General features: G+C 65.2%; 12 protein-coding genes. 6 read left to right on the top strand and 6 right to left on the bottom strand.

Annotation, left to right across the window (positions count from 1 at the left end):
• Nucleotides 1-53 precede the first annotated feature (53 nt).
• Nucleotides 54-524 carry a MarR family winged helix-turn-helix transcriptional regulator gene (locus tag BM341_RS13105; protein ID WP_089796516.1) on the top strand — a complete coding sequence of 157 codons (471 nt, stop codon included), beginning with the start codon at nt 54-56 and terminating at the stop codon, nt 522-524.
• A gap of 15 nt (nt 525-539) precedes the next feature.
• Here BM341_RS13105 and salA read toward each other — a convergent pair whose 3' ends face one another.
• Nucleotides 540-1,859, bottom strand: coding sequence for a salicylate 1-monooxygenase (gene salA / locus BM341_RS13100; protein ID WP_089796515.1), 1,320 nt, complete (start codon nt 1,857-1,859; stop codon nt 540-542).
• Nucleotides 1,860-2,070: 211 nt separating this feature from the next.
• Here salA and BM341_RS13095 point away from each other — a divergent pair, with 211 nt between their 5' ends.
• Both BM341_RS13095 and BM341_RS13090 read left to right on the top strand, forming a co-directional pair.
• The gene (locus BM341_RS13095) at nt 2,071-2,976 is read left to right on the top strand and encodes a LysR substrate-binding domain-containing protein (protein ID WP_089796514.1); all 906 of its coding nucleotides are present in this window, start codon (nt 2,071-2,073) and stop codon (nt 2,974-2,976) included.
• A 161-nt stretch (nt 2,977-3,137) separates the two neighbouring features.
• The gene (locus BM341_RS13090; protein ID WP_089796513.1) at nt 3,138-4,370 is read left to right on the top strand and encodes an MFS transporter; all 1,233 of its coding nucleotides are present in this window, start codon (nt 3,138-3,140) and stop codon (nt 4,368-4,370) included.
• On the opposite strand, the gene BM341_RS13085 is transcribed toward BM341_RS13090, so the two are convergent.
• On the bottom strand, nt 4,334-5,149 hold the full coding sequence (locus BM341_RS13085) for a M48 family metallopeptidase (RefSeq protein ID WP_089796512.1): 816 nt from the start codon (nt 5,147-5,149) through the stop codon (nt 4,334-4,336). The two genes, BM341_RS13090 and BM341_RS13085, sit on opposite strands and share 37 nt — an antisense overlap.
• A gap of 70 nt (nt 5,150-5,219) precedes the next feature.
• Entirely contained in the window at nt 5,220-6,110 is an 891-nt protein-coding gene (locus tag BM341_RS13080; protein ID WP_089796511.1) for a LysR family transcriptional regulator, read from the bottom strand.
• Nucleotides 6,111-6,268: 158 nt separating this feature from the next.
• Between BM341_RS13080 and BM341_RS13075 the strand changes: the two genes are divergently transcribed.
• Genes BM341_RS13075 through BM341_RS13065 form a run of 3 tightly spaced genes read left to right on the top strand, consistent with a single transcriptional unit; the run spans nt 6,269 to nt 9,251 of the window.
• A complete protein-coding gene (locus BM341_RS13075) occupies nt 6,269-6,481 on the top strand; it encodes a hypothetical protein (protein ID WP_089796510.1) in 213 nt (70 codons plus the stop codon).
• Nucleotides 6,474-7,934, top strand: a complete 1,461-nt coding sequence (locus BM341_RS13070) for a sodium:solute symporter family protein (RefSeq protein WP_089796509.1) — start codon at nt 6,474-6,476, stop codon at nt 7,932-7,934. The genes BM341_RS13075 and BM341_RS13070 overlap by 8 nt, the downstream gene beginning before the upstream one ends.
• Nucleotides 7,935-7,952: 18 nt before the next feature.
• Entirely contained in the window at nt 7,953-9,251 is a 1,299-nt protein-coding gene (locus tag BM341_RS13065; RefSeq protein ID WP_089796508.1) for an amidohydrolase, read from the top strand.
• A 111-nt stretch (nt 9,252-9,362) separates the two neighbouring features.
• On the opposite strand, the gene BM341_RS13060 is transcribed toward BM341_RS13065, so the two are convergent.
• The 3 genes from BM341_RS13060 to BM341_RS13050 all read right to left on the bottom strand — a co-directional run bounded on the left by BM341_RS13060 (nt 9,363) and on the right by BM341_RS13050 (nt 13,015).
• Nucleotides 9,363-10,451, bottom strand: coding sequence for an NAD(P)-dependent alcohol dehydrogenase (locus tag BM341_RS13060; RefSeq protein ID WP_089796507.1), 1,089 nt, complete (start codon nt 10,449-10,451; stop codon nt 9,363-9,365).
• Between the two features lie 67 nt (nt 10,452-10,518).
• The gene (locus BM341_RS13055) at nt 10,519-11,985 is read right to left on the bottom strand and encodes an aldehyde dehydrogenase family protein (protein ID WP_089796506.1); all 1,467 of its coding nucleotides are present in this window, start codon (nt 11,983-11,985) and stop codon (nt 10,519-10,521) included.
• Between the two features lie 61 nt (nt 11,986-12,046).
• A complete protein-coding gene (locus tag BM341_RS13050) occupies nt 12,047-13,015 on the bottom strand; it encodes an MBL fold metallo-hydrolase (protein WP_089796505.1) in 969 nt (322 codons plus the stop codon).
• Nucleotides 13,016-13,073: the final 58 nt, after the last annotated feature.

Genomic DNA, 13,073 nt, shown 5'->3' with positions numbered 1-13,073 from the left:
GGGCCGACCGGCCTGCCCGGCCAGCCACCCGCCCCCCTTGAGATGACGAGACGATGACCCGAATTCCGCTTACTCAGGCCAATGTGCTGCCCGGTAACCTGCTGCGGCGCTGCCACCAGATCAGCGTCGCGATCTTCCTGCGCAAGTGCGAGGCCTACCACCTGACCCAACTGCAGTACATCCTCCTCTGCGCGCTCGAGGAGAAAGGGCCGATCGACCAGATCACCCTGGGCGGCCATACGGCGCTGGATCGCAACACCGTGGCCGTGGTGGTTCGCAAGCTGGAGGAGCGCGGCCTGGTGACCCGACGGCGCAACCCTGAGGATCGCCGCTCCATGTTGGTCACCCTGACCGAGGAGGGCGAACGGCTTCGCCACGACGCCGAGCCGACCGTGGACGAGGTGCAGGAGGAAATCCTCGCCCCCTTGAGCGAGGACGAGCGGGAGACCCTCTGCCGGCTGCTGACACGCATCGCCGACGAGAACAACCACCTGAGCCGCGTGCCAATCCGCCAGGCGGGGTAGCACATCACGGACCGCTCAGGTCCCGCGTGCTTCTGCCATCCGTGAGCCCCCATCCTGCTCCCGGCCCAACCGCTTTTTGGCGGCTAGCACGTCGTCCTGCAGATTGTGGTTCCACAGCCAGTCGTAGCGAGTTTCCAGGTTCTCGATCAGCTTGGTTTCATCGTCGCCAATGCCGGTTCCGGCGAACTCATACACATCCCCTGCTTCATGGGAGGTGCGCTGGACCTTGCAGGTGCGCGCGTGGCGGACCGCCTCGAAGGCCGCCAGCGTCTTCTCGGCGTTATGCCGGTTGCAGGCCTCGTCGGTCAGCAAGCTGGCCAGCACATAGGCATCTTCCAGCGCCTGGCCGGCGCCCGCCCCTTGGTGAGGCACCATGGCATGGGCGGCATCGCCGACAAGCAGCACCCGTCCGCGATGATAGCGGGGCAGTTCGGGAAGCTCGTGCAGGGCCCAGCGGGTGGGCTCGGGGATACAGTCGAGAATGGCCTGCGAACCGGCTCCCCAGCCCGCGAAGACGCCCAGCAGCTCCTCCTGGGTCACGGAGCTGACCCACTCCTCGCCCTCGGGCAGCTTGGGATTCGGGGTGGAGCGGTCGGTGATGAAGGCCACCACATTGACCAGCTGCGACTGCTTCACCGGAAAGGTCAGGATGTGGCGGTCAGGCCCAAGGTACATCTGCGGCACCAATGCCAGACGCTTATCGGCGCCCTTGGCCTCCATGGCGGCCTCAAGCTGCTGGGTGGGAATCATGCCGCGATAGGCATAGGTACCGCTCCAGAAGGGGCCAAGGTCACCATACTGCGCCGGCGGCAGCACATGATCGCGTGCCGCCGACTTGATGCCGTCGTAGCCGATCAGGATGTCGCCGGTAAAGGTGCTGCCGTCCGCGAAATGTGCGGTGACGCCGTCGCTGTCCTGCTCGACCTCGACACAGCGCTTGCCGAAGCGGGCGATCCCCTCGGGCAGCTGCTCGACAATAGCCTCCAGGAAATCGGCCCGGTGGACAGAGGACTGGCCACAGCCCGGGGCCAGGGTGGCGGTCAGATAGGCGTCGTCATGCCAGCGCCGCCATTCAAACCAGACATCCTCGAAGGGGGCGGGGGAGGCATCGGCGATATCGCGGTAGGGCTTCTCGAGACCGAGCAGTGTGATCGCACGCACGGCATTGGGGCCGAAGGAGACGCCGGCGCCGATTTCCGAGAAGCGCTCAGCGGCCTCGAAGAGGTGGACATCGAGGCCCGCGTCCCGCGAGAGGGCCACGGCGAAGGCAACGCCACCTATGCCGCCGCCGACGATGCCGATGGAAAGGCGCTTGTCGTGGTTGTTCGATACCATGTGTGTCTCCAGCCAGGGATGTCGTAAGGATTTGCCTTACGCTATGCCTTGGGCCAGGCAAGGGCCACACAGCTCCCTGAATTCATCCGATAAGTGATGCTAATAACAAGATGAACCAGCCACTTGCACGCCGCAGCACCTCCAAACATCGACTAATGTCGTATATCGACAAGCTACCCAGAACGGCATCTCGTGCACGAGGCGAACCGCAATGATCCGGCTCTCGGACATCGACATTAATCTGCTGGTGGTCTTCGACCTGCTCTACCAGGAACAGAACACCCAGCGCGTGGCGCTACGCCTTGGCCTTACCCAGCCAGCGGTCAGCCACGCACTGAAACGGTTGCGCAAGCTGCTGGGCGACGAGCTCTTCGAGCGCACCTCTCAAGGCTTGCTGCCAACCCCGTTGGCCAGCCGCCTGCATCCGCCGGTGGCCCAGTCCCTGGCCCGCCTGCAGGAAGCCCTCAACCGGCCGGACGACTTCGACCCCGCCATCAGCGAGCGCACCTTCCACATCGCCATGACCGACATCGGCGAGATTGTCTTCCTGCCCCGCCTGCTGCAACGCCTGGCCGAGGAGGCACCCGGTATTCGGCTGAGTACCGTGCGCAGCCAGCACGACGACCTGAAGCGGGACATGGAAGATGGCCGGGTCGACCTGGCGATCGGCCTGATCCCCCAGCTCGGTGCCGGCTTCTACCAGCAGGGGCTTTTCGTGCAGCGCTATGTCTGCCTGATGCGCCGCGACCACCCGCTGGCGGCAGGTGACTTCAATCTGGACGACTTCGTCGCCGCCCGCCACGCCGTGGTGGTGGCCCGCGGCACCGGCCACGGCATCGTGGAAGAGTCGCTGGCCAAGGCCGGGATCACCCGTCCGGTTCGCCTCGAGCTGCCCCACTTCGCGGCCGTGCCCTATATCATCAGCCGCACCGATCTGGTGGTGACGGTCACCGACAAGCTGGCCGAGGTGACCCGCGAGCGCTTCGCGCTGACGATGCGCGAGCACCCACTGACCTTCCCCGAGATCCCCATCAACCTCTTCTGGCACCGCCGCTTCCACCAGGATACCGGCAACCGCTGGCTGCGCGGCCTGCTGTTCGAGATGTTCGCCGAGTGACACCATCATTGAGGCGACAAAGAGCAAGGATGGGTCGGATGGGCTGACGCGCCCCGCCTCGACTCGCCCCAACCCTCGACTAAAGCAGGCATGGCCACCCACCGGGCACTCTCTTAGTCTCCTAAAGAACGACCCACGCCTCCTGTCCCTGGAGCCTGTACATGAAGTTTCTTTTCGTACCACCCGGTCTCGTGGTGGTCCTGTCGGGTATCACTGCCGCCCTGCACGTGGGCAAGCTGCCCCCGGCCCTGCCGATTCTCAGGGAGGCCCTCGACATCACCCTGCTTCAGGCCGGCTTTCTGGTCTCGCTGGTCCAGCTTGCCGGTATGTCGCTGGGACTGCTGGTCGGCCTGTCGGCGGATTCGTTAGGGCTCAAGCGCAGCATGACCTTCGGCCTGGGCATCTTGCTGGCAGCCAGTGCTCTGGGCGGCCTGGCCCAGACGCCCGCCTTCCTGCTCGCCTGCCGAGGGCTGGAAGGCCTGGGCTTCCTGTTGGTGGTGTTGCCGGCTCCTGCCCTGCTCCGTCAGTTGGTGCCCATCGAGCGCTTGAACAGGGCGCTGGCCCTGTGGAGCTGCTATATGGGACTGGGCATCGGCAGCGCCCTGTTGCTCGGCCCCTGGATGATCGACTGGCTGGGCTGGCAGGGCTGGTGGTGGGTGCTGGCCGGATGGACGGCGATCATGCTGGCCTGGCTAGGTCACCGGGTCCCGGCCGACCACCGTCGCCACGGAGCGCTCACCCTGTCTGCCGGAGCCGAAGAGGGCTGGCGTCAACGACTGGCGCTCACCCTGGGCACGCCGGGTCCCTGGCTGGTCGCGGTCTGCTTCGCGATGTACTCGAGCCAGTGGCTCGCGGTGATTGGCTTTCTGCCCACCATCTACCAGCAGGCGGGCCTCGGCGGGCTGCTGGCCGGTTCGCTGACCACCCTGGTGGCCGCCATCAATATCGTCGGCAACCTGGGGTCGGGGCAACTGATGCACCGCGGCGTCGCCCCTGCGCACCTGCTTTACCTCGGCTTTACCTTCACCGCCCTGGGCACCTTCCTGGCCTTCGGCGAGTTGACGGCTCAGGCGCCCATGCTGCGCTTTGCCGCTATCCTGATGTTCTCTGCCGTCGGCGGTGTCATCCCCGGTGCGCTGTTCATGCTGGCCGTGAAGCTGGCCCCCAGCGAGCGCACCGTCTCGACCACTATCGGTTGGATGCAGCAGTGGTCGGCCCTGGGGCAGTTCGCTGGCCCACCCCTGGTAGCCTGGCTGGCTTCCCAGGTGGGGGGATGGCACTGGACCTGGAGCGTTACCGCAGGCTGCTCACTCATGGGTATCGTGCTGGCCTGGCGGTTGGGGCAGGCCCGACACGACTACCCGGCACAGTCGGCCGGGGTGGTGGCGCGATAGGTCGCTTCGGCCTCCTCCATGGCTTCTTGAAGTGCCTCGATGCGCGATCCGTGGGCCGGATGGGTAGACAGGAACTCGGGGGGCTGGCCATCGCCGGCGGCGGCCATGTTGCGCCACAGCGCCACGCTCTGTTGCGGGTCGAAGCCCGCGCGCGCCATGATCGCCAGGCCCATCAGGTCGGCCTCCTCCTCGTGGGCACGACTGAACGGCAAGGTGATGCCGAGCTGGGCGCCGAGGCCCAGCGCCTGCATCATCTGCTGCCCTCCCAGCTGCTCCTCGCCGAACAGCCCTACCAGCAGCAGCACCGCCTTGATGCCGAGCTCCTGGGTGAGGCGCTCGTTGCCATGGTCGGCGAGCACATGACCCACCTCATGTCCGATCACCGCCGCCAGCTGGGCCGGGGTCTCGGCCACCTGAAGCAGGCCGGCATGCACGCCGATGCGCCCCCCTGGCAGGGCGAAGGCGTTGGGCGAGGAATCCTCGAAGACCACGACCTCCCAGGCCTCGGGCAGGTCGGCGGCCGGGTAGCGCGCCTCGGCGGCGGTCACCACCGCCTGGGCCACGCACTGCACCCGGCGGTTGACGGCCGTGTCGCGTGACACCGGCTGGCGCTGGCGCAACTGGTCGAAGGCGTCTCCACCCATCTGGGTCATCAAGGTTTCCGGCACCAACGCCAGCTGGGAACGTCCGGTCGGCGTCTCCTCACAACCGGCCAGCAGTGCCAGGGGCAACATGATCGAAATCAACACTAACAGGCGTAACAAGAACCGCAGGCGCATGGCATCGTCCTTCTCGTCAATGGGCCAGGCGAGACAGCCTCGCCCGCCTGGCCGGGCGAAGAAGTGCTTCTTACCTAAATACTTCGTCGACCAGGCCAATCAGGTTGTGAAGTGCCGGCGAGTCGTTGGTCGACCGCCAGGCCATCCACAGCGGCATATCGCAGGCGGTGAGTTCATCCAGATGCAAAAAGCACACGCCTGGCATGGGATGAGCGCTGCTGGCCGAAGGGACGATAGCGATACCGAGCCCCGCCGCCACCATGCTGAGAATGGTGATGTTGTCGGCGCCATACTGCACTACCCGCGGCTCGAATTTTAGACGATCGAAGTGGGCCATCACACGGTCATAGTAGACCGGTGAGACGCTGCGAAAGCCCCACACGAAGTCGGCGTCATTCAGCTCTCTCAGGCGGTTCAGCGGCCTTGTAGCCCACCGTGAAGCCTCAGGCACGGCGAGCATCAGGTGGTCGTGCTGCAGCAGCCGGGTTTGAAGGCCGGGCTGTTCAGCACTGTCCAGGTAGAGGATGCCGGCATCCAGGCTGCCTTCTCTCAGCCGCTCCAGCTGGGGGCCCGACAGCAGCGGGAAGACCTCGAAGGCAACCTTGGCATAGCGGTCACGATAGTGCCTCAGCAGCGCTGCCACTTCCGGCACCCAAAGATGGGTCACCGTTACTCCCAGGCTTACCTTGCCGATCAGCCCTTGGCCCAGCGCCGAGAGCCGTGTCCTGATCTGCGTTCGCCTGTCGAGCAACTGAACGGCCTCGTCGTAGAGCGCTTTGCCGGCCACCGTCAGGCTTACCCCGCGGGCATGACGCTCCAGCAGTCGGGTGCCCAGGTCCTCCTCCAATAGTCGAACCTGCCGGGTGAGCGCCGGCTGGGCGACATGCACTCGACGGCTAGCCGCGGAGATGGAGCCGGTCTCCACAACCGCAATGAAATAGCTGAGTTGGCGAAATTCCACGGGCCGTCTCGACTCATCAGATGGGAGGGATTCACTCTAGCCATATCAGTACGGCATGTCAGCAATGCCAAAGCTATATTTTTTCTATCGGACAAGGCCTCCCATAGTGTCGGGACAACCCATAACAAGTCTCGCCATCGGCGAGCTGGACGATCCCCATGAACAAGACCTATCACCTCCTGACAGGGCTGCACTTTGCGGTATGCACCCTGGCTATGATCTGGCCCGGGGCCCTGATCGCCAATCGCATCGAGCCCACCGTGCTCGGCCTGCCCTTCCTGTTCTTCTGGTACATCCTGTGGATGCTGGTGCTGTTCGCTGGCATGTGGGTCGCCTTCGTCGTTCGTCACGGAGGTGGCCGTCATGAGTGATTCCCTGATCGTGGTCGGCATCACGTTGGCCTACCTCGCCGCGGTACTGTGGGTCGGCCTGCAGGCGCGCAACAAGGAAAGCTCCAGCCTGGAGGGCTATGTCGCCGGCGGCCGCCATGTCGGCGTGGTAATACTGTTCTTTATCCTCGGGGCAGAGATCTTCTCCGCCTTCGCCTTCCTCGGCGCACCGGGCTGGTCCTATCAGCATGGCTCACCGGCCTTCTACATCCTTGCCTACCTGTCGCTGGTACCGATCACCATCTGGGCCCTGGGGCCGCGGGTGGCGAAGCTGGGCCGCGAGCGCGGCTACCTCACCCAGGGTGACATGATCGCCGACCACTACCAGAGTAAGCCGCTCGGCATGCTGGCCGGGGTCATCGGGGTGGCGGCGCTGGTGCCGTATCTGACCATCCAGATCGCCGGGGCCGGCCTGCTGTTCCAGGCGGCCACCGACGGCCTGGTGCCCTTCTGGCTGGGAGCCCTGCTGGCCTTCCTGGTGGTGGCCGCCTATGTATTCGCCAGCGGCCTGAGCGGTATCGGCTGGACCAACCTGGTGCAGGGCATCATGATGATCGCCATCGCCTGGTTCCTTGGTCTCACCATTCCCGAACGCCTCTATGGCGGGGTCGGGGAGATGTTCACCCAGCTCCAGCAGGCCGCCCCCGAGTACCTGACCATGCCGGGTGCCAACAATATGGGCTGGGGCTACTTCAGCACGGCGGTGCTGATCAGTGCCTTCGGTGGCGCCATGTGGCCGCACCTGTTCATGAAGTTCTACTCGGCGGACAGCGGCAAGACGCTGCGAAAGGTCAGTGTCTTCTACCCCCTCTACGCCACCCTGCTGGTCCCCCTGTTGATCATCGGCTTCGCCGGAATCCTGGTCTTCGCCGACGAGTCCCTGGCACGTGCCGACACCGTGCTGCTGCGCATGGTCATGGATGTGGCCAACTTCTCGCCCTGGGTCATCGGCCTGATGCTCTCCGGCGCGCTGGCGGCCGCCATGTCGACTGGCGCCAACCTGGCGCATACCGCGGCCATCGTGCTGGTGCGCGACGTCCTTTCTCCCACAGTGATGAAGGGGGCCAGCGAGAAGGCCACGGTGTCCGTGACCCGCTGGAGCGTACTGGGCCTGTCGCTGATCGCCTATCTCTTCGCACTGGCCAATCCCGCCTCGCTGGTCATGCTGCTGCTCGGGGCCTATGGCCTGATCGTCCAGCTGTTCCCGATGGTGATCGGCGCGCTGTTCCTGCCTCGCTTGCGCCGCCTCAGCGTGATGCTCGGCGCCTTGGTCGGCAGCGTGGCCTATCTGCTGATGGATTTCGTCTGGAGCTCGCCGCTGGGCTGGCATGCTGGCGTCTGGGCCATGCTGCTCAACGTCATCGTCGTCACCGCCTGCCAGTACCTGATCAAACCTGCCGCCCAGGGTCCTTCCCTGGCCAGCCAACCTTCCTGATCGAGACGGGAGACTCTCATGACGATTCACACCACGATTCCCGACCTGAAAGAGGCGATCGGCGTCCAGACCGATGCCGCCTTTGAGACGGTCCAGGCGCTCTACCGCCAGCTCCATCAATATCCCGAGCTGCCCTTTCAGGAGCACGACACCAGCGCACGACTCGCCGAGGCGCTGGAACACCTCGGTCTTGAGGTGACCCGCGGCGTAGGCGGCACTGGCGTCGTGGCCCTGCTGCGTAACGGCGAGGGTCCCACGGTGATGCTTCGTGGTGACATGGACGCCCTGCCGATCAAGGAGGATACCGGCCTGGACTACGCCAGCACGCGTACCGCAGAGACCGAGAGCGGTACGGTCCCGCTGATGCATGCCTGCGGTCACGACCTGCACAGCAGCTGCGTGGTGGGCGCCGCCGCCGTGATGGCCGGACTCAAGGAGCAGTGGTCCGGCACCCTGATGCTGATCTGCCAGCCGGCCGAGGAGATCTTCGGCGGTGCCAGGGCCATGCTGGAGGACGACCTCTACGAGCGCTTCGCCCGGCCGGATATCATCCTCGGCCAGCACAACATGCCGGCCCTCGCCGGTACCGTCGGGCATCGTGCCGGCAGCACCATGGCCGCCTGTACCAACCTGGCCGTCACCATCCATGGCGCCGGTGGTCACGGCTCCATGCCGGCCCAGACGGTGGACCCGGTGGTGATCGCCGCCCATGTGGTCACGCGCCTGCAGACCATCGTCTCCCGCGAAGTGCCCCCGGAGGAGACCGTGGTGGTGACCGTCGGCAAGCTTCACGCCGGCACCCAGGCCAACATCATTCCCCACTCCGCCGAACTCGAGATCAATATCCGCAGCTTCGACAACGCCCTCCACCAGCAGGTGGTGGAGGCCATCGAGCGCATCGTGCGCGCCGAGTGCGAGGCCGGCCGTGCCCCGAAGCCGCCGGAATTTCGCGTGCTCAACGAGACCATCGCCCTGCACAATGATCCTATGGCCGTCGGGCAAGTGCGCCGCGCCCATGGCGCGCATTTCGGCGAGGCCAGCCTGTACGAGATGCCGCGACTCAATGGCAGCGAGGACTTTCCCTACTTCGGCAATGCCGAGGCGGGAGGCTTCGGCGGCGAAGATATCCCCTATGTCTACTGGTTCATCGGGGCGACCCCCGCGGAGCGCTGGCAGACCACGCCGGGCAACAGCGTAGGAGAGAAGATGCGCCATCTGGAGATGCCGCACTCGCCCTACTACTTCCCGGGCAACGAGGTGACGATGCGCACCGGCATCGAGGCCCTGGCGGCCGGGGCGCTCGCCTGCCTGGGCTAGGCTCGACCACGCAGCGTGGTCCTGCACCTACGCACGGGGCGGCATCCATGGATGCCGCCCCGTGCGTAGGTGCCTGCCAGTCTCCGATCACGCTGGTGACCTCAATCTGGCTCAGTCAATCTTCAGCACCGGCTTGACGGTGATGCCGTTTTTCGAGTCCTCGAAGGCCTGGTTGATCTGCTCCGGCGGATAGAACTTCACCAGCCGGTCGAAGGGAAAACGCCCCGCCTTGTAGTAGGCCACCAGCTGGGGGATGAACACCCGCGGCACCGAGTCGCCCTCGATCACCCCGATCATCGACTTGCCCTCGGCCATCAGGTCCTGGTGCACATCCAGAGTGACCTCGGGCGTCACGCCGACGATCGCCGAGACGCCCAGCGGGCGCAGCGCGTGCAGCGACTGACGCACGACTACCGGCACCCCGGTGGTTTCCACCGCGAAATGGCTGCCACCGCCGGTGATCTCGCGAACCCGTTCAACCACGTCTTCGTGCTTGCCGTTGAGGGCATGGGTCGCGCCCAACTCGCGCGCCAGCTCGAGGCGATTATCGTGGACATCCACGGCGATGACCTGCCGGCAGCCGGCGATGCTTGCCGCCATGATGGCGGAGAGCCCCACGGCGCCGCAGCCGTAGACCACCAGGCTGGAACCGAATTCGGGCTTGAGCCGGTTGAGCACCGTCCCCGCGCCGGTCTGGATGCCACAGCCCAGCGGGCCGAGCAGTGCCAGGTCCACCTCGGGGTCGACCTTCACCGCATTGCGGCCATTGACCACCGCGTGGCTGGCGAACGACGACTGACCGAAGAAGGTGGCCAGCGCCTCGCCGTCACGTGCCAGGCGATGGCCGCCGTCGTCCATGGCGCCGCCGAAGTTGAGCGCGTTGAAGGTATCGCAGACGGTGGGATGGCCGGTCAGGCAGTGGCCACAGCGCCCGCAATGGGCAAAGGACAGCACCACATGATCGCCCACCTCGAGCCCCGTCACCCCCTCGCCGAGGGCCTCGACCACCCCAGCGCCCTCGTGGCCCAGCACGATGGGAAAGGGCGCGATCCCCAGGTCCCTGGCCACGGCATCGGTATGGCAGACACCGGTGGCCACGATGCGCACCCGAACCTCGCCCAGGGTGGGCACGGCAAGCTCCACCGCCTGCCATGCGAAGTCACTCCCCAGTTCCGGGGTCACGGCCGCTTGAATCTGCATGGTTCGTTCTCCTTGACTGAAAGCTCAGAAGCCGGGCCACCCTACTGGTGGCCCGGAGCAGATTGACTCAGAACGGATAGCTGCGCGGCGTCTGCTGAACGCTGATCCACTGGTCGGTGGTGAACTCCTCGATGGCCCAGTCGCCGTTGAAGCGACCCAGGCCGGAATTCTTCTCGCCGCCGAAGGGCACGTGGGCCTCGTCGTTCACCGGCATGTCGTTCACGTGAGTCATACCCGCCCTGACGCCCTGAGCAAAGCGCACGCCTCGCGCCAGGTCGCCGCTGAACACGGCACTCGACAGGCCGTACTCGGTGCCGTTGGCCAGTTCCAAGGCGTGGGCTTCGTCGCGGGCCTTCTGGATGCCGACCAAGGGGCCGAAGATTTCCTCGCGGCTGATCTCCATCTCTGGCGTCACATCGCCGAATACATGCGGCGGCACCAACTGGCCGTTGACCTCGCCGTCGAGCAGCACGCTGGCGCCTTCATGCCTGGCCGTGGCGATCTTCGCCTCCAGCCCCTCACGCTGCTTCGCATTGATGATCGGCCCTATCACGGTCGCCATATCGTCGGGGTCTCCGACCTGAAGCCCCTTTACCCGCTCGACGAAGCGCGCGACGAAGGCGTCGTAGAGGTTCTCGGCGACGATGATGCGGTTGATCGCCATGCAGATCTGGCCCTGATGCAGGAACTTGCCCATTACCGCGGCGCTCACCGCCTGGTCGATGTCGGCATCATCCAGCACCACGAAGGGGCTATTGCCGCCCAGTTCCAGGGCCACCTTCTTGATATGCTCACCGCCGCTGCAGATCCCACCGATATGCCGCCCCACCGGGGTCGAGCCAGTGAAGGAGATCAGCCGCGGCACGCGATGCTCGACGAAGGCGTCGCCGATCTCGCTGCCGGCGCCTACCACGACACTGAGCAGCCCCTTGGGCAGGCCGGCCTCTTCGAAGATCTTCGCCAGCAGCAGGCCGCCAGTGATCGGGGTATCGCTGGCCGGCTTGACCACCACGGCGTTGCCCAGCGCCAGCGCCGGCGCAATGGAGCGCTGGGAAAGATGCAGCGGGAAGTTCCAGGGGCTGATCACCCCCACCACGCCCAGCGGCTTGCGATAGACGCGGTTCTCCTTGCCCGGCACATCGGAGGCCAGGGTCATGCCGTGGACGCGGCCCGGCATGCTGGCGGCCTCCTGGGTGATGCCGCGGGCCGCGCCCCACTCGACGTTCGCCTTGAGGCGGGTGCTGCCCGACTCGCGGATCAGCCAGTCGATGATCTCTTCCTTGCGAGCGTCGAAGATCTCCACCACTCGCTGCAGCACGGCGCTGCGCTCTCCCGGCGGTTTCGCCGCCCACTCGACCTGGGCCTTCTCGGCCGCCAGGAAGGCGGCGTCCAGATCGCTGCGATCCGCCAGGCGGATATCGAGCAGCGCGCTGCCGTCATAAGGGTTGGTCACCTCGGCGCTGCGTTCGCTGCTGCCTTCTCGCCACTCGCCGGCGATGGGCTGGAGATGGAAGTTGCTGTAGCGTTCACTCATCTTTTTTCTCCTGCGACCATGTTCCAGGCCGCCATGGCCTAGCTGTAATGGGATTGATGCTTCATTCGTAGATATCGAGGTCACTCGCCAGCACGAAGTTGCCGTCGTAATAGCCTGCCATCTCGTCACGCAGCTGCTCGTCGGTCTGACCGAAGAGCAGCGGATGGGTCATCACCAGAAGCTCCGGCGCTATCTTCCGGCCGATTTCCGCCAGCTGCCGAGTACTGGTATGAGCGTGATACATGTAATCCTGCCAGTCTTGCGGCAACTGACTGACCCCGGTTTCGCTCATCACCTCGTGGATCAGGATGTCGGCGCCTTCGAAATGCTCGTAGAGCGCCTCGTCGTGGCGGGTGTCGCCACTGATAACGACGGTCTTCCCCGGCGTCTCAACCCGATAGCCGAATGCCATGCCATCTGACCAGCTACCATGAGGCACCTTGAAGGCGGTAACGGTCACCTTGTCGTCCTGATGAACGACCTGGGTATCGCCGATCTCGGTCACCTCGACCGTGAAGCCAAGCTCATTGGCAGGCTGAGTACCGTGCAGGCGATGGTCGATATCGTCCCGATAGGCCTCGAGGATATTGACGGTCATGTCCTCGAGGCCCTGGGGACCGATGACCTTCAGCGGTTCGCTACGGCCCATGATCCAGGGGCGTAGCATCAGCTCCGGCAGGCCCAGCACGTGGTCCGAGTCGAGGTGGGTGATGAACACCTTGTTCATCTCGCCGTAGACGGAGTCATTGCTGAAGTAGATATCCTCGGGCATGAAGTCCTTGCCCGAGAGGGCATCGAAGTGCCTGACCGAGCCCGGCCCGGCATCGAACAGGTACATCTCCTTGTCGACCACCACCAGTATCGCCTGGCCGGCTCGGTCATGCTTAAGCACCGGCGTGCCGGTGCCGAGCATCACCACGGTGGTCTCGCTGTGGTCAGCGTCATCCGGCTGGCTCTCGGCGAAAACGGGCTGGCCAGCCAGCGATCCCGCCAGGGCGACGATGAAAGCGCGCTTGGGCAATGCTTTCATGATGTCTCTCCATTGTTGTTGGTAGCGTTGTTGGCGCGAAGTTCCGCTGGGGCGAGCA

It is taken from the genome of Halomonas korlensis (genome assembly GCF_900116705.1).
In the GTDB taxonomy this organism is placed as follows: Bacteria; Pseudomonadota; Gammaproteobacteria; order Pseudomonadales; family Halomonadaceae; genus Halomonas; species Halomonas korlensis.
The sequence above is the reverse complement of the archived record's forward strand: the minus strand, read 5'-3'. Positions and strand labels throughout refer to the sequence as shown.

Excerpts from the sequence above, each read along its gene's own strand:
- BM341_RS13065 (WP_089796508.1), top strand. The coding sequence starts at position 7,953 with ATGACGATTCACACCACGATTCCCGACCTGAAAGAGGCGATCGGCGTC.
- salA (WP_089796515.1), bottom strand. The coding sequence starts at position 1,859 with ATGGTATCGAACAACCACGACAAGCGCCTTTCCATCGGCATCGTCGGC.
- BM341_RS13060 (WP_089796507.1), bottom strand. The coding sequence starts at position 10,451 with ATGCAGATTCAAGCGGCCGTGACCCCGGAACTGGGGAGTGACTTCGCA.
- BM341_RS13085 (WP_089796512.1), bottom strand. The coding sequence starts at position 5,149 with ATGCGCCTGCGGTTCTTGTTACGCCTGTTAGTGTTGATTTCGATCATG.
- BM341_RS13055 (WP_089796506.1), bottom strand. The coding sequence starts at position 11,985 with ATGAGTGAACGCTACAGCAACTTCCATCTCCAGCCCATCGCCGGCGAG.
- BM341_RS13070 (WP_089796509.1), top strand. The coding sequence starts at position 6,474 with ATGAGTGATTCCCTGATCGTGGTCGGCATCACGTTGGCCTACCTCGCC.
- BM341_RS13090 (WP_089796513.1), top strand. The coding sequence starts at position 3,138 with ATGAAGTTTCTTTTCGTACCACCCGGTCTCGTGGTGGTCCTGTCGGGT.
- BM341_RS13075 (WP_089796510.1), top strand. The coding sequence starts at position 6,269 with ATGAACAAGACCTATCACCTCCTGACAGGGCTGCACTTTGCGGTATGC.
- BM341_RS13050 (WP_089796505.1), bottom strand. The coding sequence starts at position 13,015 with ATGAAAGCATTGCCCAAGCGCGCTTTCATCGTCGCCCTGGCGGGATCG.
- BM341_RS13095 (WP_089796514.1), top strand. The coding sequence starts at position 2,071 with ATGATCCGGCTCTCGGACATCGACATTAATCTGCTGGTGGTCTTCGAC.
- BM341_RS13105 (WP_089796516.1), top strand. The coding sequence starts at position 54 with ATGACCCGAATTCCGCTTACTCAGGCCAATGTGCTGCCCGGTAACCTG.